This is a genomic window from Paraburkholderia sp. BR10872 (assembly GCF_040965835.1).
GTDB classification, from domain to species: Bacteria; Pseudomonadota; Gammaproteobacteria; order Burkholderiales; family Burkholderiaceae; genus Paraburkholderia; species Paraburkholderia nodosa_A.
The window spans coordinates 44,090-63,413 of sequence record NZ_JBFRCN010000006.1 but is presented as its reverse complement, the minus strand read 5'-3'; the positions used below and the strand labels follow the sequence as shown (position 1 = coordinate 63,413).

The 19,324-nt window shown below is 59.8% G+C and carries 21 protein-coding genes and 1 tRNA gene; 18 read left to right on the top strand and 4 right to left on the bottom strand.

The annotated features are described in order from the left end of the window. The first annotated feature begins 27 nt into the window (after nt 1-27). The 14 genes from AB4Y43_RS06980 to AB4Y43_RS06915 all read left to right on the top strand — a co-directional run bounded on the left by AB4Y43_RS06980 (nt 28) and on the right by AB4Y43_RS06915 (nt 13,413). A complete protein-coding gene (locus tag AB4Y43_RS06980) occupies nt 28-366 on the top strand; it encodes a hypothetical protein (protein WP_368690928.1) in 339 nt (112 codons plus the stop codon). Next, on the top strand, nt 255-743 hold the full coding sequence (locus tag AB4Y43_RS06975) for a DUF1799 domain-containing protein (RefSeq protein WP_368727379.1): 489 nt from the start codon (nt 255-257) through the stop codon (nt 741-743). The genes AB4Y43_RS06980 and AB4Y43_RS06975 overlap by 112 nt, the downstream gene beginning before the upstream one ends. A gap of 48 nt (nt 744-791) precedes the next feature. Beyond that, complete coding sequence (locus tag AB4Y43_RS06970; protein ID WP_368727314.1) at nt 792-3,611, top strand: phage tail length tape measure family protein; 2,820 nt, start codon at nt 792-794, stop codon at nt 3,609-3,611. Further along, nucleotides 3,611-4,105, top strand: a complete 495-nt coding sequence (locus tag AB4Y43_RS06965; protein ID WP_368727313.1) for a hypothetical protein — start codon at nt 3,611-3,613, stop codon at nt 4,103-4,105. Before AB4Y43_RS06970 ends, AB4Y43_RS06965 begins: the two co-directional genes overlap by 1 nt. After that, a complete protein-coding gene (locus AB4Y43_RS06960) occupies nt 4,106-4,645 on the top strand; it encodes a DUF1833 family protein (protein WP_368727312.1) in 540 nt (179 codons plus the stop codon). Beyond that, nucleotides 4,642-5,055 (top strand): NlpC/P60 family protein, encoded by a 414-nt coding sequence (locus tag AB4Y43_RS06955; protein ID WP_368727311.1) that lies wholly within the window; start codon nt 4,642-4,644, stop codon nt 5,053-5,055. The genes AB4Y43_RS06960 and AB4Y43_RS06955 overlap by 4 nt, the downstream gene beginning before the upstream one ends. A 49-nt stretch (nt 5,056-5,104) precedes the next feature. Then, the gene (locus tag AB4Y43_RS06950) at nt 5,105-8,164 is read left to right on the top strand and encodes a host specificity factor TipJ family phage tail protein (RefSeq protein ID WP_368727310.1); all 3,060 of its coding nucleotides are present in this window, start codon (nt 5,105-5,107) and stop codon (nt 8,162-8,164) included. A gap of 77 nt (nt 8,165-8,241) precedes the next feature. Then, a complete protein-coding gene (locus AB4Y43_RS06945) occupies nt 8,242-10,677 on the top strand; it encodes a hypothetical protein (RefSeq protein WP_368727309.1) in 2,436 nt (811 codons plus the stop codon). 9 nt (nt 10,678-10,686) lie between these two features. Further along, nucleotides 10,687-11,460, top strand: coding sequence for a hypothetical protein (locus AB4Y43_RS06940; RefSeq protein ID WP_368690921.1), 774 nt, complete (start codon nt 10,687-10,689; stop codon nt 11,458-11,460). Nucleotides 11,461-11,474: 14 nt separating this feature from the next. Then, entirely contained in the window at nt 11,475-11,768 is a 294-nt protein-coding gene (locus AB4Y43_RS06935) for a hypothetical protein (RefSeq protein ID WP_368727308.1), read from the top strand. A 62-nt stretch (nt 11,769-11,830) separates the two neighbouring features. Beyond that, the gene (locus tag AB4Y43_RS06930; protein WP_368690919.1) at nt 11,831-12,115 is read left to right on the top strand and encodes a holin; all 285 of its coding nucleotides are present in this window, start codon (nt 11,831-11,833) and stop codon (nt 12,113-12,115) included. Then, nucleotides 12,112-12,357, top strand: coding sequence for a hypothetical protein (locus AB4Y43_RS06925; protein WP_368727307.1), 246 nt, complete (start codon nt 12,112-12,114; stop codon nt 12,355-12,357). Before AB4Y43_RS06930 ends, AB4Y43_RS06925 begins: the two co-directional genes overlap by 4 nt. Further along, on the top strand, nt 12,350-12,847 hold the full coding sequence (locus tag AB4Y43_RS06920) for a lysozyme (protein ID WP_368727306.1): 498 nt from the start codon (nt 12,350-12,352) through the stop codon (nt 12,845-12,847). The genes AB4Y43_RS06925 and AB4Y43_RS06920 overlap by 8 nt, the downstream gene beginning before the upstream one ends. Beyond that, entirely contained in the window at nt 12,847-13,413 is a 567-nt protein-coding gene (locus AB4Y43_RS06915; protein ID WP_368727305.1) for a lysis system i-spanin subunit Rz, read from the top strand. Before AB4Y43_RS06920 ends, AB4Y43_RS06915 begins: the two co-directional genes overlap by 1 nt. A 279-nt stretch (nt 13,414-13,692) precedes the next feature. Here the strand turns inward: AB4Y43_RS06915 and AB4Y43_RS06910 are convergent, their stop codons facing one another. Both AB4Y43_RS06910 and AB4Y43_RS06905 read right to left on the bottom strand, forming a co-directional pair. Beyond that, nucleotides 13,693-14,082 (bottom strand): hypothetical protein, encoded by a 390-nt coding sequence (locus tag AB4Y43_RS06910; protein ID WP_368727304.1) that lies wholly within the window; start codon nt 14,080-14,082, stop codon nt 13,693-13,695. A gap of 233 nt (nt 14,083-14,315) precedes the next feature. Beyond that, nucleotides 14,316-14,831, bottom strand: a complete 516-nt coding sequence (locus tag AB4Y43_RS06905) for a hypothetical protein (protein WP_368727303.1) — start codon at nt 14,829-14,831, stop codon at nt 14,316-14,318. A gap of 602 nt (nt 14,832-15,433) precedes the next feature. Between AB4Y43_RS06905 and AB4Y43_RS06900 the strand changes: the two genes are divergently transcribed. Next, nucleotides 15,434-16,225 carry a DNA adenine methylase gene (locus AB4Y43_RS06900; RefSeq protein WP_368727302.1) on the top strand — a complete coding sequence of 264 codons (792 nt, stop codon included), beginning with the start codon at nt 15,434-15,436 and terminating at the stop codon, nt 16,223-16,225. Nucleotides 16,226-16,298: 73 nt separating this feature from the next. Here the strand turns inward: AB4Y43_RS06900 and AB4Y43_RS06895 are convergent, their stop codons facing one another. Beyond that, complete coding sequence (locus AB4Y43_RS06895; protein ID WP_368727301.1) at nt 16,299-17,210, bottom strand: hypothetical protein; 912 nt, start codon at nt 17,208-17,210, stop codon at nt 16,299-16,301. A 70-nt stretch (nt 17,211-17,280) separates the two neighbouring features. On the opposite strand from AB4Y43_RS06895, the gene AB4Y43_RS06890 reads away from it, so the two are divergent. From AB4Y43_RS06890 to AB4Y43_RS06880, 3 genes are all read left to right on the top strand, one after another. Then, nucleotides 17,281-17,396, top strand: a tRNA-Ser gene (locus AB4Y43_RS06890). A gap of 124 nt (nt 17,397-17,520) precedes the next feature. Continuing rightward, nucleotides 17,521-17,793 carry a DUF2164 domain-containing protein gene (locus AB4Y43_RS06885; RefSeq protein WP_342951950.1) on the top strand — a complete coding sequence of 91 codons (273 nt, stop codon included), beginning with the start codon at nt 17,521-17,523 and terminating at the stop codon, nt 17,791-17,793. An 86-nt stretch (nt 17,794-17,879) separates the two neighbouring features. Next, nucleotides 17,880-18,368, top strand: a complete 489-nt coding sequence (locus tag AB4Y43_RS06880) for a GNAT family N-acetyltransferase (protein WP_342945457.1) — start codon at nt 17,880-17,882, stop codon at nt 18,366-18,368. A gap of 39 nt (nt 18,369-18,407) precedes the next feature. Here the strand turns inward: AB4Y43_RS06880 and AB4Y43_RS06875 are convergent, their stop codons facing one another. Further along, a complete protein-coding gene (locus AB4Y43_RS06875; RefSeq protein WP_368727378.1) occupies nt 18,408-19,292 on the bottom strand; it encodes a cytochrome c oxidase assembly protein in 885 nt (294 codons plus the stop codon). Between the last annotated feature and the right edge of the window lie 32 nt (nt 19,293-19,324).

Below are 19,324 nucleotides of genomic sequence, written 5' to 3'. Positions count from 1 at the left end.
GCGCGGCCCGTTTTCATTGGGGTTCAAATGGCCTACGTACTCAGCAAATCGCCCACGCTTACTGCCAAGGTAGAAGTCACAGAGCCCGGCAATGCGCCGGATGGTGCGGTTGAAAATTTCACGTTTGTTGCCGTGTTTCGGCGGCTTGACAGCGACGAGCTTGACGCGCTGTTGAAGTCCAATAAACCCATCCGAACGGTCCTGGCTGACCTGCTTACCGGATGGTCCGATTTGCGTGACGCGACAGGCCAGGAATTGCCCTTCACCACGGAATACCGGGATTCGCTGCTGAAAATTCCGCATGCAGTTGTCGGACTCTGGGGGGCTTTCCTCGAGGCGCATTCGGGAGCCGCAAGAAAAAACTGATTGGGGCGGCGCGTAAGTGGGCAGGGGCCGCGCCTGACGACGGCGGAATCGACGATGGCGTCGCCTCCGCTCTAGCTGCCTTCGGTGCGCGTCAGGTTGATGTCGAATCTGCACGCGAGCGTGCCAGGGAATCTGATTTCGAGGTCTATCCGGATAACTGGGAGACCGTTCAGGTTTTCCTCGCGCTTGGGACGCAGTGGCGCGCAATTGCTGTATCGACGATGGCGTCCGCGCGCGTTCTGCAGACCGGTATCGATTACGGCGCGATTGACCCTGTATTTCGCCTGCTTGGCGTCGCCAGAAAGCGCCGCGCGGCTGTCTTCGAGAAGTTGCGCGTAATGGAGGAGGCCGCGCTCGACGTGATGCATTCGTCCTGAATATAGATGAACGCGCACGCGCTGTGCGTCATACGTGAGAGAGGCCATATGGCTGCATCAAGTGGTTCCCTGGGCCAACTGGTCGTTCAGATCACGATGGACCCGTCCGCTTATAACGCCGGAGCGCGCGATATCAAATCGACCGCTTCGAGCGTCGGCACATCACTCAGGCAATCCGGCGAGACCGGTGCGGCCGGCATGGACAAGATCGGTATTCATACTGCCGCTGCGCGCCGGGAACTCCTCGTGATGGCGCACGAGACCTTGACCGGCAGCTTCAAGAATCTCATTGGCTCTTCGATGGTTCTCGCCGAGGAGATGGATGCAGTGGAGGTGGTCACCAGCGCAGCGGGCCTTTCCATCGTCGGCCTCATCGGAACGATTGCCGCGTTTGCAGTCGCTGCGGTAAAGGGACACGCGGAGACCGAAAAATTCAACAACTCGCTGATCCTCACCGGGAACTTTGCGGGTGTCACGGCAAGCAGCTTTCAGGCGCTCACGCAGTCGATTGCGTCGAGTACGGGATCGAGCGTCGGAACCGCGCGCGAGGGCCTTCAGGCGCTCGTATTCTCGGGACAGTTCACGGGGCAGGCGCTTCAGATTCTCGGCGCCGACGTCGTGCGAATGCACGATCTGACCGGCAAGAGCCTCGATGATATTGCCGAGGACTACGCAAAAATGCCCGAGGGCGTTGCGAAGTGGGCCGAGCAGCACAACACGAGCATGCACTTCATCACGACCGCGCAATACGAGTACATTCGCGCACTTGAGGATGCGGGGGACAAGCAGGGGGCCATTCTCGCGGTTGCAAAGGCGCTCGATGCACAGATCAGCGGGCAGTCTTTGCAAAACCTCGGGTATCTTGAAAAGGCGTGGCGAGGTGTGGGGGCCGCGATTGGTGGCGTCTGGGAGTGGATGAAATCGCTTGGCCGGGCCGAAACGGCGGCCGAGAAGATCGCAGCTGCCACTGCGGAGGTGCAGCGGCTGCAAAACGCGCTCAACTCGGCGACCGGAAAGATGAACAGCGATCTGCTTACGCCGCAACTGAACGCAGCGCGGGCGCAACTTGATGCACTGAACCGCGACGCGCTGAAAGAGCAGGACGCCGCCACAACGAAGTCGCAAAACGACATGGAGCAGGCGGCCGGCATCAAGGCGTCAGACTTCCTGAAGAAACTGCAGGACGAGGAGCGCGGCATCCATCGGGTTGATGATGCGCTCTCGGAGTACCGAAAGAACGTCGCCGCCTATAACAAGGCAAACCCAAACAACCAGATCTCCGCTGCGCAGCAGGCGACCGACGAAGCGTATCTGCGCAAGCACTATGCCGATCAAGGCGGCGTATCGGCTGCGAACAAGGCTCGCAAGGACGAGTTGGCAGCGGCATTGCAGACGACGAAAAACGGCCTCGATCTCATCAGCGCTGCATACAAGGCGTCGGACGATCAACTGCAAGCGCTGCACAAAGCAACTTTGATTTCCGACCAGGCGTATTACGAGGCCGAGATCTCGCTTGCCGACGATACTGCGCAGCAACAGATTGCTGCCTATCAGCAGCAGAAGAAAACGCTTCAGGATGCCTACTGGAGGGCGCCGTCCGAGGAGCGTATCAAGATCACCCAGCAAATCGGCGAAGTCGACACGTCGATCACCAAGGTGACACAGGAAAACGCGGCAAAGGTTGCCGTGCTGATCACCCAGCAAACGGAGGCTCAGCGCCAATACAAGAAGTCGATCGAAGACGCGCACAACGCGCTCCTCGCGCAAGCTGGCGTATCGGAGACGAAGGCGCTCGCGGATTTCGACGAGAAGTATCGCGGCGCGAGTTTGCAGGCGGTGAGCACGGGCGATCTGTCGGGCGCCGCATTTCTCGATCAGGATCGGCAACTCACGGCACTTTCGGCTCGATACAACGACATCGTCGCGCAGGCAAAGGCGGCGCAAATGAAGATCGACCTGGATCAGCAAACGGGCCTCGCTGGCTTGTTCGACGGATTCAGTCAGTTGCGTGACAACTCTGAGGAAACGGTCCAGTCGTTGCAGACCCTGTATGACCAGGTGAATCGGCTTTCGTGGTCGACAAACGACGAGGGCGTGTTGCGCAGCCTGGATCAGTTGCGCGACAAGATCCGGCAGTCAATGGTCGACAGCCAAGGTTATCTTCAGGACTTCACGGATGCTGGGAGGAGTGCATTCACTGGCCTGTTCTCCGACATCGTCACGGGGACAAAAACGCCTGCGCAGGCGGTTGCGTCGATGGTGTCGAGCATGCTGGCTTCGTTTGCGCAGATTTTCGCGAACAAGGCGTATAGCAGCCTCGCAAACAGCATTCTTGGATTCCTTTCACCGAGCACGCTCACGGGCAGCGCCGGATATAACTTCACCATGCCGGCCAGCATATCGGGGTCTGGGGCTTTGTTCGGTGTAGGCGCAGGGCTTGGCTTTGCGACCGGTGGTTCCGTATGGGGAGCTGGCTCCGGCACGAGCGACAGCATCAACGCGCGCCTCTCCAACGGGGAATTTGTGGTTAAGGAGAGCGTGGCATCGCGTCCGGGCATGCGTGGCTTTCTGACGGCCCTGAATGGAGGCGGTGCGCTCAGCGGATCGAATCGCTTCGCTGATGGTGGTTCTGTCGAAGGGGATTCGGCCTCAGCGTCATCGCCGCAGGTCGAGGTGAATATCCACAACGCTCCGGCCGGCACGCAGACGACGCAGTCGAAAACCGCGAGCGGTGGACTGCGCCTCGACGTGCTGCTGCCCGCGATCGATCAGCACATTGCCGCCGGCATTCAGTCGGGTCGCGGCACAACCGCAAAGGCGATGCAACGGCAATACGGTTTGAACCGTACCGTGGGAGGGACCAGCTAATGGCAGATATTGCAGTATGGCCTGACACGTTGCCGCAGCCGCGAGCGGATGGCTACGGAGTCCAGCCGAAGGCGGTTTATGCCGCCACAGATATGGATTCCGGGCGCAGTCGCACCAGACGCCGTTTCACGCAAACCCCGAGCACCATCTCGGTGAAGTGGCGATTCACGTGGACGCAGTTTGCGGTTTTCGAGGCCTTTTTGAAGTACGAGATTAACCTCGGCGCCGCACCGTTTTCTGTCGGACTATTGAACGGCATGGGTGTCACTGCGGTGCAGGCCCAATTCTTCGAAGATCCGCCTTATCAGTCGTCAATCAGCGATTCGCGCACGTGGTTTGACGTGACTGCCAATCTGAAGGTTAAGTCGATGCCGGTACTCGGCTACGACTATTACGTCGTGTTGCGCAAATACAGCGAGCAGGAAGTCTTCGGGGCCGGGGACCGTCTCCATCGGCTTATTCACTCGGATCTAACGGGTCCACTGAGGTGGTAAATGGCGACGCTCTCTCAAGCCCTCGCGGAGATATACGCGAGCAATCCGCAGGACGACTATGTCCTCAATACGCTGGAAATTCGCCATCCCACATTCATCGACAATGCCGGCAATCCAGCGCCGATTCGCGTGGTGGCTGATCACGAGCCGCTACAGGCGAAGCTCGAGGCGGACGCCCCTTTGAATGCTGGTGACTCTGTCCAGTTCGAGGCCGTGGCGTTCAACTTCAAGTTGCCGTCGATGGAGGAGGGGCAGGCACCCCAACTCGATGTGACGCTGGATGGCGTGAGCCGTGAAGTGGTGTCTCATCTCGAAAACGCCGTCGCCCAAACCGCGCAGATCGAAGTGACCTATCGGCGCTTTCGCGCCGCAGACCCGGCAGCAGGTCCCCAGGACGTGGAGCCGCTAACGCTGTATGCATCGAGCGCCAAAGCAACTTTGACGCAGGTTACGACGAGCGCAACGCTTACAGACATCCATAACAAGGCGTTTCCGTCGCGTATCTACACCACGACTGATTTTCCGGGGCTGAATCGATGACGGCCGATGAGGTGAACGCATACATCAATCGTCCATGGGTGGGTGGTGGTCGAGGCCCCGACAGTTTCGATTGTTGGGGCCTTCTTGCATGGGTGCAGAGAGAACACTTCGGCATTTATATGCCCGAGCGTGCGGCCGATCCTGCGGGGATGCGGGCTATCTACCACGATCAGCTTGAGTCTGGCCGTTGGCGCATCGTGCCGCGCCCGGTGCACGGCTGTGGCGTACTTCTGCGGTCAGGGGATCGGCCGCATGTCGGTGTTTATCTGCAAATCGATGGCGGCGGGGTGCTTCACGCCATGGAAGGGGTGGGTGTGATCTACACCTCGCGACATCAACTCAAGGTAATGGGGTATCCGCGTGCTACTTGGTACGAGTTCCTACCGCGCGACAGTCATTCACGCGCGTAACCCGCTTTGCTCCTCGCTTGCTCGACGGATCGTACACCTCGAGCGGCCAATGACGGTGCGGGATTGGCTCGCCGCAGCGTCCGTTGACGCTTCGTGGAGCACGGTCTGCGTGAATGGCGATTACTGGCTGCGCGGAGATTGGGACCGCGAAATTCCCCACGGAGCGCTTGTTCATGTCGAAGCCCGCGCCGGCCATGGTGGAGGCTCGAATCCGCTTGCAATCATCCTGCAAGTTGCCGTGCTTGCCGCTGCAGTGTTTGTGCCTGGGGCTGGCTGGGGTTTGGCGTTGACAGGATGGCAGGCCGCCGCCGCAGGAATGGCAATATCGATTGGTGGTTCGCTGCTAGTCAATGCAATCGTGCCGACGGTAAGCGCGAGTTCAAGCGTGACTGGCACTACGACCAGTCCCACGTATTCATTGCAGTCGAGCGGTAACAGCGCGCGGTTGCTCGATTCGATGCCGGCAGCCTATGGTCGCATGAAGCTGACGCCGGATCTCGCCTCGCAGCCCTACACGGAGTATTCCGACAACGATCAGTACCTGTATGAGCTGTTTTGCATCACACAGGGCGAACTCGCGATCGAGTCCATCCTGATCGGCGATACGCCCATCGCGAATTTCAGCGAGATCGACTACGAGATTGTTGGGCCGAATCAGGCTGTCACGCTCTTTCCCGACAATGTCGTCACGAGCGCCGAGGTCGGGGGTATCGAGTTGCAGGCTCCGAATGACAGTGGTGACTGGGTTGGGCCGTTTACGGCGAATCCGGCGGGCACGAAGGCTAACTTCATCGGAATCGACCTCACGCTGCCGTCAGGGCTGTTTTACGCTAATGACAACGGTTCCCTCGGTTCTCTTGCGCTGACCTATGAGGTGCAGGCCCGGCAGATTGATGACGCCGGTAATGCAACGAGCGACTGGATCGGACTCGATGCGCGCGAGCTGAAGATGGCAACGTCTCAGCCGCAGCAGGTGAGCTATCGCTATCCGGTGACGGCCGCTCGTTACGAGGTGCGGGCACGCCGCACGACAAACCTTAATACGGATAGTCGCGCACAGAATCGGGTGCAGTGGGCAGGCATGCGTGCATACCTTCCGAGCGAACGTTATTACGGCGATTGCACCTTGTTAGCCCTTCGTGCACGCGCGACCAATAACCTGAATTCATCGACGGCGCACCAGGTCTACGTTATCGGCACGCGAAAGCTGCCTGTGTGGAACGGGACTTCATGGAGCGATCCGCAGCCGACCCGATCGATCGCATGGGCATTCGCGGATGCGTGTCGAAACACGACCTACGGTGGGGGGCTCGCGGACAAGCGCGTTGATCTGGAGACGCTGCTCGAACTCGATGCCATCTGGTCGGCGCGTGGCGACCAGTTCAATGGAGTGTTCGACACCAAAGGGACTTTCTGGGATGCGCTCACGACGATCGCGGCAGCCGGGCGTGCGGTGCCAATGTATTTCGCGAGTGTGGTCAGCATCGTGCGCGACGAGCTGAAGACTGCGCGAACGATCGTATTTACCCCTGACAACAGTATCCCAAGTTCGTTCGCTGTGAGCTATGCGTTCTATGCGGCGGATACACCGGACCATGTTGTGATCCAGTACCTGGACGAACAAACGTGGGGATGGCAGGAGGTGGCATGTATTCCGACAGGGTCTCCTGCACTTGTTCCCAGCACGATCAAGATGGTCGGCGTTACCAACCGCACTCAGGCGTGGAGAGAGGGGATCTACAAAGCGTATGCCAATCGCGATCAGCGCAAGCAGATCACGCTCTCGACCGAGTTGGAGGGCTTTATTCCGCGATTCGGCGATCTGGTCGGTATCTCTCATGACCTGCCGCAATGGGGGATTTCCGGCACGGTAGACGGGCAGGACGACAGCATGGTGATGGTCGACCAGCAACTCGAGTGGACCGAGGGGGCGCAGCACTATGTCTATTTCATCTGGCCGGATGGGTCGCCTACGGGTGCGCTAAGGGTCTCGAAGCCAGATAGCGGGGACGATATGAGCATGGCGCTCGTCGACGCGCTGCCGGCCGGTTTTGTTTTCAGCGACGGCTTCTCGTATGAGGCGACACGCTTTTGCTTCGGGCCGGGCATCGATCGAGCCATGCTCGATGCCCGAGTGATTTCGATCGTTCCGGGCGACAACGGGCAGGTCGATCTCACGTTCGTCAACGCAGCCGACAGCCCCCACCTCGCGGAAACGCAGCAGTCACCGCCGGGACCAGTCTCGCCGTCGTCTCTGCCCGGCATCATTCATGCGCCGATCGTCACGGAGATTGCCGTCGACTGGAAGATCGTGCCCGGCAATGTGACGATCACGGCAGCCCCTGCGGCTGGCGCCGCGCTGTACGAATTCCAGTCAAGCGCGAACGGCGGTGCCTCGTGGGCAAAGCTCGGCACCTCGACGGGCAATACGATAAGCGTACCGATTGCGGTGGGTGACTGGATGTTTCGTGTGCGAGCGTACGGTGCGAGCGGCCTGGGAGGCCCGTACGCGACGTGGACAGGCTCGGTAACGGAATTTGTGTATCCGCCTGCAGCGCCGTCGCTCTCCCTGCGCGACCCCTTCACGGGCGATCAGTTGTCGATCGAAATCCAGCGTCTGCAGGACGTCGATTTTTACGACATCGATGTCATGGTCGGCGGCGCCGTGAAATACAGCGCTGAGATCACGGCGCAAAACTTCACCTGGACGCTTGAGCAGGCGCAGCAGTATGGCGCAATCGCAGATACGTTCGATGTACGTGTCACAGCGGGCAACGTGGCGGGCATGGGTACGCCTGCAACGATCACCGTCAAGAGCACGCCGCCTGCTATGCCGACAGTGACGGTTACGCCTGGCGTCGGAGGATTGGCGACGCTCTACATGTCGAGTAATGGGGCAGTCAAGGCGACGGGTTTTGTCGTGCGGCAAGGTGCCGACACGGTGTTTGACGGGGCTGGCCCGACGTGCGAGGTGACTGCCGGCAATTCGTATGACGTGACGGCATACAACGCGTGGCATAGCGAGTCTGCGGCCCGTACGGTCGACGTCTCGCTAAGCGATGGCGAGTCGTCTGGGTCGGACAACTCCGGGCCCGGTGGCGGGACGTAACAAAGCAACTTTGCATGCGCGAGGCCGCCCGGATTATTTCCGGCGCGGCCTTTTTTCATGCCTGGAGAAAATCAGATATGGCACTTACACCAGTGCAGGAAATCGATCGGCTCGCCGTAGACTGTGAGCTGCTCCATGACATCGTTCACGGTCCCGCAACAGGGGCCGGGAGCACGGTGCAGACAGAGGGAGGTCAGGTTGTAACGGTCGCAAAGCTCCTGAATGACAAGAGCGACGAGATCGATGCGGCGGCGGGGGCTGTGCCGGTTGTGACTCAACTCGCCGCCAATGCGCAGGCGAGTGCAAACCAGGCGGCTACGCAAGCGGGTGTCGGCGCAGCGGCGAATCGCATTTATGCGTCGACGGCGGCAGGCATAGCGGCGACGACCGATCAGCAGTATTTCTACGTGCCGTCGACGAACGCGGCCGGCTCTTACGACGTATGGCAGAACCAGGCAGGGGCGGCTGTCAGTGCAGGCATTACGCTGCCCAGCCTTGTGGCAGTGCAGGCCCATTCGCAGGCGATCACGAACCTCAATGCACGCACGGCAACGTTGCGATTCATCCCCCTGACGCAGTATTACGACGTCATCTGGGGTGCGTGCATCGACGGCGCGTACACGGTATGGCTCGATAGTACGGGGACGTTTCATTCGACCCACACGCACGCGGAGTTCTCGCAGTTCGCCACCTTGCGCGAGTATGTGCCGAAGGTGATGCCGCTAACGCAGGGAAGCGCTCTTGATTACGGTGTGACGATCGACGGCACGCTGAAAATCTGGGTGGACTCAAGTGGCGTATTCCATTCGACGCACACGCATACGGAGTTCGGCCAGTTCGCGATGTTGCGGGATCTTGCGCCGAAGGTAGTCCCGCTCGCGAAGGGGCAAGACTACGCGTACGGGGTCGTGGTCGACGGCGCGTATCTGACGTGGATCGATAGCGTCGGCTTATTTCACTCTACACACACGCATCCTGAGATAGCGCCGTTACAGGCGGCCGTCGCGGGGATTCAGACTCAACTCGAGTCGGGTGCATTGGGAGGCAATTCCTCCGGCTATCTGGTCGAGCAGGTAGCGAAGGTGAACGGCGGCACGACAGAGCAGCAGATCATGGTGCTCGACGGGCAGTCGCAGTATCGGCAGCTGACGCTTGATGGATACAACTGGCGAGCACCGGTCGTTCACCACAATACGGCGGTGCGCTGCATCACCGACCATGAGTTCGTAGGGGGCAACGACGCGGTGACGATCCTGCCGACCGGTGAGATCGTGCCCGAGTCGGGCGTTGTAGCGCACACTGCGGTGTACGGTCAGTCGCTCGCGCTCGGCGCACGGGGCTTTGTGACTTACACGTGGGACGCGGTGAATCAGGTATTTACCGCCGCGACCGTGTTCTCGAATGTTCCCTCGCCGCACGGATGGTACTGCCTGGCGTTCGGTGACGGGACGGTCGGCAACCCGCGAACGGGCAACTATTTCACGAAGTTCGGCGTGCTACAGGAAGCCTGGAGCGGCGTTGTGGGCGAGACGGTTTGCTCGGGCTTTGCTAATGCGCGCAACAACAGGCTTCTCTCAAAGTGGGGCTTCCGTCAGCGCATCCTCGCGACGTCGACGGGCCTGGGGGCAACGCCGTATTCGGGGCTGAAGAAAGGCACAGCGCCTTATGCGAGTCTGATCGGCTCGATAACGGGCGGCAAGGCCACCGCGGCTGGTAAGGGCTGGAAGTACTACGTGCCGACGCTCTACATCATTCATGGTGAGAGCGAGACCGGGAACATTGCGGATACGACGTACGAAGGCTATCTGCAGGAGTGGATCTCGGATTTCTCGGCTGACATCATGCCGATCACGGGGCAGCGTCAACCGCCGGTGATGATCCTTTCGCAGATGAACCGGCAGAAGGTAGCGAACGAAGGCGTGACGCTTGGCCAACTGCTCGCGCACGACAACAGCGCCAATATCATCCTGATCGGCCCGAAGTACCAGCACCTGTATTACGACGACGCGCACATGCTCGCGGAGGGCTATGTCAAGCAGGGTGAGTACGGCGAGCGCACGTCGAGGCACTGGCTCGCGGGCCGCAAGTGGCAACCGCTCAAACCAGTGTCGATCGTGGGCGCCGGTAACACCGTGTCGATTCAGTTCAACAACACGCTCGTGAGCGGGGATACCGTCGCTGGTCCGGTCGGTGTGCTCGCATTCGATACGACCGTGGTGACGAACCCCGGCAACTACGGGTTCGAATATTCAGATGGAGCCGGCACCACTATCACGAACGTTGCGCTCGGCGGCGATGGCACGAGCGTCGTGCTCACCTTGTCAGCGAACTATGTGGTAGGTGCGACCGTGCAGTACGCAATGCAAAGTGCGCTCAACCTGAACACGATGCCGAGCGGGCAAAACACCGGGTCACGTGGATGCCTGCGCGATACGGATACGCGTGACCAATCGCAGTACGACAACACGAATCTCTACAACTGGTGCGTTGCCTTCCGTAAGGCGCTTTCATAAGGGAAAAACATGAACCGTCGTCAAATAATTCAGATCGGCAACGCATTGCCGCCGGGCGTTACGGCCGAGCAATTCGCGCTCGCGCAACTGGCTTCCATCGTGGCATGGCCTGTGGTCGCCAAGTGGGGGGTAAGTGCGGCCGCGACCGGGTTTCAGGATCGCCTCGAGCGCGGTGCGGTGCGAATGGCAAATGGGCAGACGGCAGTGGCCGGTCGTTTCTTCGATACGTCGGATGGTACTGGCACCGGCTATTCCATCCAGGGTGTCCCGATGGCTCTCGTTCTGCCGACGTTCGATACGTCCGGTGACTTTACGGTTGGCGTTCGCTTCGCACCGGGTGCGCTCACGATCGCGGGCGGCACATGGGGTGGCTTTGCGCTTGGCAGCTACACGTCGGCAAACAACGCTTGGCGCCTGGAGAACGATGATTCGGGGCGTTTCCGCATGGGAGCACCGGGTGGCTTGCAGACGAACTATGCGGACTATGCGGGTCCTGTGGTAACGGCCAGTCAGATGATGTACGCGGTGCTGCGATTCTTCCGCGCATCCGGGAAGCTCAACATGCGTATCAACGGCGTATACGAACAGAATTTGCAGAACAATGCATTGGTCGCTGCGACGTTTGCCACCGAGCTTGCGTTCGGGCTTTACTGGGATTTCTCGACGTCGACGACGAAGTACCGACCGACCCAGCTGGTGAAGGCGGTAGCAGCCAATGCCGCGCTGACGGGAGACGATCTGACCGCGCTCGAGAATTACCTCAAGTCGGCAACTGTTGAGTAAGGGAGGAATCCGAAATGAAAGTACGAGTCGACATCCTGTCGCTTTGCACGGGTGACGTTACCGCGAGTTCACTGCGTGCATCCCTGCTGGACGCGAATGGCGTTGCCGTTGCGGTCGCAGATGCCACGGCCCCGTCCGCTGAGTTCGATGGCGTCGCAGCTGGTGCGTACACCGCGCAGGTTGTGCGCCGCTCGGATGCCGGCGACAACGTTGGCGAGGCGTTGAGCTACGGATTCGCGATAAGCGCCGATTCCATGAGCCAGACGTTCTACGGCGCTGGCATCAACATCACGGTCATCCCGACGTAGCGGGCGCCATCACATAACAAAAGCCGCCCCCGGGCGGCTTTTTATTTGTCCTGGAGGACTGGATGCAAGAGCCTGACAAGACTCTTTTGGAGTTGATCTTTGTGGGCGCATTGATAGGGGTCGCAAAGTTACTTGTGAGCAGTGAGCAATTGACCTTTCGAGTGGTCGCGGGCCGGGCGTTGCTGGGTTCCGCCACTTCGATGGTTGCTGGTGTCGCACTGCTTCAGATTCCGGATCTGCCGCCACTCGCGCTACTCGGGATCGGCAGCGCGCTCGGGATCGTCGGGTCGCAGTACATCGAAATTCTGCTTCGTCGCAAGACGAAAGCGATCCTTGGAAAGGAGTGACGATTTTGAAGCTGAAATTGATTGAGGACTGGCGTCAGAGTCACAAGCTCGCGTCGGTGCGTACGTCGGCGGCCCTGTCCGTTGTCTTTGGCGCTGGTCCTGCACTGTTCGATGCATGGAGGCAGGTGCCGGATGAACTGAAGGCTGCGCTTCCGCATGGCTGGGCGCGATGGGTAGCCGTTGCCGGCTTCGTTTTGGTGCTCGGTGCGCGCGTGACGCGTGTGGAGAAGGCTGATGGCTAATGTGCAGAAGAAAACACTGGTGGGTGTTGTGGGGGCTGCTACGGCAGCCCTTTTGCTTTCCACTGTGCCGACGTTAGAGGGCGAGGTGTTGCGAGGCTATCTCGACCCGGTAGGCATCCCGACGAAGTGCATGGGGGATACGCATGACGTTGTCGTCGGCAAGGTCTACAGCGAGGCCGAGTGCCGAGAGTCGCTAGAGACGCAGCTCATCGCGCATGCCGAGCCGGTGCTGAAGTGTACGCCCGGCCTGAAGGGGCGAACGTATCAACTCGGGGCAGCCTTGAGCTTTGCCTACAACGTCGGCACAGGGGCCTACTGCGGTAGCGCGACGGCGCGGCGTTTCAATGCAGGCGACTATCGCGGCGCGTGCAGGGCGATGAACGAGTCTGACTCGGGAAAGCAGCAGTGGGTGACATCGGGCGGCCGGGTTCTTCCCGGCCTGGTCAAGCGGCGCGCGTTGGAGCGTGCGATCTGTGAGCGAGGCTTGTGATGTGGAAGACGTTTCTACCGTATGCGCTCGTGGCGTTGATTGCCGCTGGCGCCGGTTTCGGTTGTGAGCATTTGATCGCGCGCGGTGAACTCGCGGAAGCGCAGGCCGCGCACTCGAAAGATAACGAGCAGCACGCCAACGATCTGCTAGCCATTTCGAAGATGGCGCTCGATGCCGAAACCCGCGCGATCGACGCGCACACCCAGGCGGCCAGCGACGTGGCCGCGATCGATGTTCAATTGACAACGGAGCGACTGGCCCATGAAGCCGACAATCAAAAGAATCGCGCTGCTATTGCTGACGGCACTCGCCGGCTGCGCATCGCAGTGTCCAACTTCACTGCAGCCGGTACCGACGAAGCCAGTGCCGGCGCCGGCACCGGCGGCGTGGGCCATGGTGCCAGTGGCTACGCCGAGCTATCACCAGCGTGGGGAGCAGATCTTTTCGGGGTCTTCGACGATGCAGACAACGATGCCCGGGCAAAAGCCGACTACCTCCAGCAATACGTCTGTGCGCTCCAGCAGCACGGACTGATTGAGGGGGAATGCACGCGATCGGGGGACTAGGATCTCGATCGAAAAAAACCTGCCGGGCGGCTGTGCGCCCGGCAGCTGTCACGGAGCGCTTTTGCGCTGGGACAGAACAATGCCATCCGGAGCAAACCTGGTACGATCCTGCTCCACACCCATCCCTTGCCATGCGTTGCGGTAGCGACCGCTATGTTGCCGGCGCAGCTTGCGGATATGTCTGGCTTGGCCAGTTGGGATTCGATTCTGGCGAATTGTCGCGCAGCGATTGCGTTCCGATAACGGGGTTACCGGAATGAAGTGCGTGTACGACAGGCCCTATCCGGCTAGCTCCTCTTTTAGCATATCGTTCAATCTTTCGAGGCCGGCAATGTTGTTCGCGAGGATGTGAATCTCGTGTTCTACCGACTGGCGCCAGCTCTGATTCGTCTCGGCTTCGAGTTGCTTCTCCAGCGAGGCAATCCGTTCGCGAAATTTTTGGATCTCGTCGTCGGTACTGGCAATGACTGCGCGATTGCGCGACTTTTGCTCTTCGGTCAGTGGGGGCTTGCCTTTCTGCCATTCCTTCCATTGCTTTACCTTCTCTTCCAGCGCTCGCCGATAGTGACCCTGCTCCGGATCGTTTGGATCAAGTTCGTCAATGCGTCGCTGAGCGAAATCGATCGAATTCTGCAAGTGCTTGCTTCTCGCTTTGTCGTGGTCGTCCATGTTCGTTTCCAAAGCTTATTGGGAGGCGTCCGTTGATTGGAGTCGCCGAAAAAAAGCCGCACCGTCTTGTAGGCGGTGCGGCAAAAAAACCGGTGGGCGCTATCCGAGGGCTCGTGCCCACCAGCTGAGAGAATTGCGAAGCATACTTGCCGGTTCGTGACAGCCGGTTGACTGCACAGGGGAGTTCAATGTCTCGTCCGAATCAGATTGGTTGCTAAGTCGGGCGACGGGCGTCACTCCTTGCTAGCGTTCGGTGCGGCCTGGAGGTTTTTCGCCGCCGCAATCGTTGGCCCCAGTGCAGCTGCGGAGGTGGTGGCGGTCGGCTGTTGCGCGCTGTCCGTTTTCGCGGGCGGTTCGATGATGGTTGTTAGTCCCATGCTGACCGTAATCAGCGCTGGATAGTCGTAGGCTGCGCCAGTGCTCATGTCGACGCCTGCGCCGATCAAACCGCCGAAGAGGATGTTTCCGAACGCCATGCCCTTGGTGGTTGACTTCACGGTCGCGATACCGGGGTCAACGCCATTCTTCTCGCATTTGATGGAGAGCTCACCGTACGCGCGGTGGACGGTGACCGTACCTGGTGTCTTGACGAACCACGTTCCCTTATCGTTTTCGAGCTTGCAAGCAGCGCCGGCGATTTCGTCGCTACCCTTAAACGTTTGTATCGAAACGACCTGGTTCGTGCCGTTGACGATTGAGGCGCAGCCCGTCAACGCGGCAGTGCAACCTAATAGCCCAAGTAGTTTCATGTCCTAACAATCTCCCCTGAATTTGCGGCCGTTACATTAAGTAACAATCGGGGGGATGGTAGCAATTCGCCCAGCGCTAGCGAAGCTTGAAATGCGGGCTATGTGTCCGATGTCGGTTTCGTGGAATCTTTTGTCGCGTTCGCACTAAAGAGCATTCTGGATGCATAGGTACCCATAAGTACCGATGCCTTGATGAATGTGCAGCTAGTGAGGCTCGGAGCGGGCATAAAAAATACCGCACCGTCTCCGCAGACGGTGCGGCAGCTAAATCGTGGGCCGAGGGCCACCACGCCCACGAGGACCGAGTCGCAGGCTAGCACGCCGTCAAAAAGATTGACCTTCGACAACCGATGCGGACAAGTCTTTGTCCAGTTCAGATTAGCTCTTGTCTGGTCAGGCTAGGGCAGGCGCTTCCATGCCTATAACGCCTGATTCGACAGTTCGGAGAAACCAAGCAGTTTTTGAAGACAGGGCGACCGGGGGAATGTTGCAGCATTCGTCCCGGTCACCTTTCCACTGACGTACCAGTGAATCAGCCGAGGCCCTGAAACCCTCCGGAGGGTGGGCCGAATTCTAACAAATATCCAACAAAGGCAATCACTATGGCTCAACCCATCATCCCGTGGATCGGCGGTAAGCGCCGCCTTGCCGATCACCTTATCCCGAGGTTTCCCGCGCACGAATGCTATGTCGAAGTGTTCGCAGGCGGTGCGGCGCTGTACTTCATGCGGCCACCCGCACGCGTTGAGGTGATAAATGATGTGAATGGGGATCTGGTGAATCTCTACCGCGTCGTGCAGCATCACCTCGAGGAGTTTGTTCGGCAGTTCAAGTGGGCGCTCTCAAGCCGGCAGGTGTTCGAGTGGCTCAAGCAAACGGCTCCCGAAACACTCACAGACATCCAGCGGGCCGCGCGCTTCTACTACCTTCAGCAAAATTGCTTTGGCGGTAAGGTCGAAGGGCAGACGTTCGGAACCGCGACAACTGCTCCGCCGGGACTCAACCTCCTGCGCCTCGAGGAGAGCCTCTCGATGGCTCACCTCCGGCTTGCCAGCACGTATATCGAAAATCTGGACTGGAAAGCATGCATCGAGCGTTACGACAGGCCGCACACGCTTTTCTATCTAGATCCACCGTACTGGCAGACCGAGGGATATGGGGTCCCGTTTCCTTTTGGCGAATACGAGGCCATGGCCGCACGACTGCGGACGTTGAAGGGGAAGGCAATTGTGAGTTTGAACGATCACCCCGACATCCGACGCGCGTTCGACGGCTTTCATATCGAAACTGTCGATATTTGCTACACGGTTGGAGGTGGAGGGCGCGAGGCTGCGCGAAAGGAGGTGATCATCTTCAGCTGGGATGACGCTGCGCAGCCGGCGGGGCTCTTTTAGTCATCAGACGCTCGCGTGCGCGATTGCTGTCGCGCACGCGGTTATGCGAAATGAATGGGTTGGTTCTATCGGTTTAACTGGATCCGAGCCCATAGTAATTCGAAATAGCGCCGGAAAGGAGGTTGCCCGCTGCGGCAATACCTATTTGCCAACTTCCGCTTGCGGCTTTTTGCATCATGGACCCAATCCACTGCGCGACCTTCGGGCCAATCGATTTTGTGTGCGTCGGCACATCTCCATCGTCAGTGATAGCCCGACTAAGTGACGCTAGGTCGTCTTGTTGCACTCCCGCCTCGCGTAGCGCTTTGGCTAACTGATCAATATTCCCTTGATTGATCGTGTTGGAAATTGTCGCGGTATTCTGGTTGCCTACAAAAATTGTGGTATTGGAACCAAAAACAGCTGATTTGAAAATGTCGTTTGTGTTTACGTTAGCGGCTGCCTTCTTCAATTCCACCTCCGGGACGTCACCGATCTTATCCTGCAAAGTTAGTACGAATTCAAGCAGACGCGTGCGAATCTCGATGAGAACGCCCGCGATCTGCGTTGACCCGATAAGGCTCCTAGCGCTGGTTACGTGTCCTCCTTCATACGGCTGACCCAGCAATCCATAGAATTCAGGCGGGACGGCGGAGGCAACGGTCCCTTCCGCCGCCGCTGCGAAGACCTCGAGTTCCTTGACTGAATGTCCGAGATGTGCCTTGCAGAATCTCTCGCGGACGTGCTCGGGAAGATGGAATGTCGGTAGAGTCACGTTGCTCATCCGCCGGGCGATGTTTTCGACGGTGCCGGTGAGTTGAGCGCTGACGATACGGTAGTCGGGTACCGCATCTGTGTTGGGATAGCCATTAAGCTCGCTGTTGAGCCAGCCATCGAGATCTTTGTGGCCGATACGGTGCATCAGCACTTTCGTCTTAAGTAGGCCGCTCGCGAGCGAGCCCTTGTCGTCGCTGAGTAGGGTTACTATGTCATCGAAGAGCTGCATTCTCTTGCCCCGGTTGTAGGTGACAGATCATACTGCTTTCCGATCGATCAGATTGACGCTGCAATTGATGGGCACGGAGGAGAGTGGGTGATTCGAGTGGTTTATTGGTCTACACCATTGATTTTACTGAGAAGTGTACGGCCTGCAAAGCCGTGTAGGCCGGTTCGACTCCGGCTCGCGCCTCCAGATGCAAAACAAAAGCCACCTTCGGGTGGCTTTTGTTTTTTGCGGCCGCCTTGCTGCGTTTTTCGCGACACGCCAACGCGCCTGGCGCAAAATAACCGCAACCTTTCCTCCGCGGTTTGCCGACATGTCCATCGAACTCCCCGAAGACGCGCGCACCGAAGCGATCGCCTCCATCCAGCGCTATTTCGATGCCAACATGGAAGAGCCGATCGGCAACATCGCAGCGGGCGCGCTGCTGGGCTTCTTTCTCGAAGAGATCGCGCCGGCGGTCTACAACAAGGCCATTGCCGACGCGCAGGAGAGCATGCAGGCGCGCATCGTCGATCTCGACATCGATCTGCACGAGGAGCCATTCCAGTACTGGCGCAAATACGAGCAACCGCGCCGGCGAAAGTGAGCGCTGCGAGAGTCGCGAGTTTGTGGCGCTCGCGGCGCGCGGCATAATCGTGGTCATTCACGACGCCTTGATGGAAATCACCGACCATGACCGTGCAGTCCACCGCCTTGCCGCTGCCCCAATTCGACTGGCAATGGAAAGCCTTTGATGCGCTCGACGCGCGCGAAGTCTACGCCATGCTCAAACTGCGCTCGGACGCGTTCGTCGTCGAGCAGAACTGCGTGTATGGCGATATCGACGGTCTCGACTTCGGCGCATGGCATCTGTTCGCATGGAGCGAGCAGGGCGGCGCGCGAGAGCTTGCGGGCTATTTGCGCGTGCTGCTGCCTGACGCGCAGGACCCCGACGTGCGCATCGGCCGCGTGGTGACGTCGCAAAACCACCGCGGCATCAAGCTCGGCAACGCGCTGCTCGAGCGCGCCATCGCGCAGATCGAGCGTCAATGGCCGGAGGTCGCGATGCGTCTGCATGCCCAGGCGCATCTGCAGAAGTTCTACGGTGCGTTCGGCTTCTCGCCCGTTGGCGAGATTCACGACGAGGACGGCATTGCGCACGTATGGATGCGCTCGGCCTGATTCGACGTTGATCGCATCTTGCGCCGGCACTCGAGTGCTTTACGTGCGCAGGGTGCGCCCTTCCTCGTGACGCTGGCCGTCCGCCGGACGCATGCCGGGCCGCCGGTCCCGCTGCAATCGTCCGCGCGCGGATAGCCGCATCCAGTGGCGCAGCGCGACCAGCGCGCCGACCACGCTCATCATCGACCCCGGAATCCACAGCAGCAACCCGCCGATCTGCTGGTCGCGCATTGGCGAGAGCCAGGTGAACGCGCGGCCGCAGATCGAATAGACCGGGTAAAGCTCGTGCGGCGTGAAAAAGATGAACGCGCCGAGCACGATCTGCGGCGGAATCGCCGCGATCACGACGAGCACACGCTTGCCCGGCGAGAGGCGCGCGGGCGGCGCGGGGCGCGAGTCGAGCACGAGCCACCAGAACAACAGCCCGTCGATCACCATGCTCCAGTTCATGACGCGGTAGAGACGCCAGTCGAGCATCGCGATGAGGTGGATCGGCGAAAAGAGCCAGAAATAGATGAGCCCGACGAAGAGTCCGACCGCGACGACGGGATGCATGACGATGTCGAGCGCCACGCGCACGGGCCGCGCGGCGAGCGCGGGACGCACGAAGCGCTGCCGCCACCTGAACGGAATGCCCGCGCGCAGCGCCGCGCCCGGGTAGGCGAGCGCGATGAAGAACGGCCCCAGGTGGTGCAGCACCAGGTGCTGCGCGCGATGCATGAAGAACTCGTGCTCGAAGTAGTAGTCGAGGCGCGTATGCAGCACGACGTAGAGCGCGCCAAGCCCGAACCAGAACGAGAGCTGGCGTGCGAGCGACACCCGCGCGTGCCGCTTGCCGCGCACGAACAACACCGCCGCGAGCATCGTGCAGATCATCACGGTCGGCGAAGGCTCCCAGGGCTGGAGCCAGAAGAGCAGGGTCATCGCGAGCATGGCGGCGGCTTCATCGCGGGTTC

Bases quoted from the DNA above. Each gene is read 5' to 3' on its own strand.
- AB4Y43_RS06960 (WP_368727312.1), top strand. From the start codon at position 4,106: ATGGCGACGCTCTCTCAAGCCCTCGCGGAGATATACGCGAGCAATCCG.
- AB4Y43_RS06945 (WP_368727309.1), top strand. From the start codon at position 8,242: ATGGCACTTACACCAGTGCAGGAAATCGATCGGCTCGCCGTAGACTGT.
- AB4Y43_RS06965 (WP_368727313.1), top strand. From the start codon at position 3,611: ATGGCAGATATTGCAGTATGGCCTGACACGTTGCCGCAGCCGCGAGCG.
- AB4Y43_RS06920 (WP_368727306.1), top strand. From the start codon at position 12,350: ATGGCTAATGTGCAGAAGAAAACACTGGTGGGTGTTGTGGGGGCTGCT.
- AB4Y43_RS06980 (WP_368690928.1), top strand. From the start codon at position 28: ATGGCCTACGTACTCAGCAAATCGCCCACGCTTACTGCCAAGGTAGAA.
- AB4Y43_RS06900 (WP_368727302.1), top strand. From the start codon at position 15,434: ATGGCTCAACCCATCATCCCGTGGATCGGCGGTAAGCGCCGCCTTGCC.
- AB4Y43_RS06880 (WP_342945457.1), top strand. From the start codon at position 17,880: ATGACCGTGCAGTCCACCGCCTTGCCGCTGCCCCAATTCGACTGGCAA.
- AB4Y43_RS06910 (WP_368727304.1), bottom strand. From the start codon at position 14,082: ATGGACGACCACGACAAAGCGAGAAGCAAGCACTTGCAGAATTCGATC.
- AB4Y43_RS06950 (WP_368727310.1), top strand. From the start codon at position 5,105: ATGACGGTGCGGGATTGGCTCGCCGCAGCGTCCGTTGACGCTTCGTGG.
- AB4Y43_RS06970 (WP_368727314.1), top strand. From the start codon at position 792: ATGGCTGCATCAAGTGGTTCCCTGGGCCAACTGGTCGTTCAGATCACG.
- AB4Y43_RS06955 (WP_368727311.1), top strand. From the start codon at position 4,642: ATGACGGCCGATGAGGTGAACGCATACATCAATCGTCCATGGGTGGGT.
- AB4Y43_RS06885 (WP_342951950.1), top strand. From the start codon at position 17,521: ATGTCCATCGAACTCCCCGAAGACGCGCGCACCGAAGCGATCGCCTCC.
- AB4Y43_RS06940 (WP_368690921.1), top strand. From the start codon at position 10,687: ATGAACCGTCGTCAAATAATTCAGATCGGCAACGCATTGCCGCCGGGC.
- AB4Y43_RS06875 (WP_368727378.1), bottom strand. From the start codon at position 19,292: ATGACCCTGCTCTTCTGGCTCCAGCCCTGGGAGCCTTCGCCGACCGTG.
- AB4Y43_RS06935 (WP_368727308.1), top strand. From the start codon at position 11,475: ATGAAAGTACGAGTCGACATCCTGTCGCTTTGCACGGGTGACGTTACC.
- AB4Y43_RS06905 (WP_368727303.1), bottom strand. From the start codon at position 14,831: ATGAAACTACTTGGGCTATTAGGTTGCACTGCCGCGTTGACGGGCTGC.
- AB4Y43_RS06915 (WP_368727305.1), top strand. From the start codon at position 12,847: ATGTGGAAGACGTTTCTACCGTATGCGCTCGTGGCGTTGATTGCCGCT.
- AB4Y43_RS06930 (WP_368690919.1), top strand. From the start codon at position 11,831: ATGCAAGAGCCTGACAAGACTCTTTTGGAGTTGATCTTTGTGGGCGCA.
- AB4Y43_RS06895 (WP_368727301.1), bottom strand. From the start codon at position 17,210: ATGCAGCTCTTCGATGACATAGTAACCCTACTCAGCGACGACAAGGGC.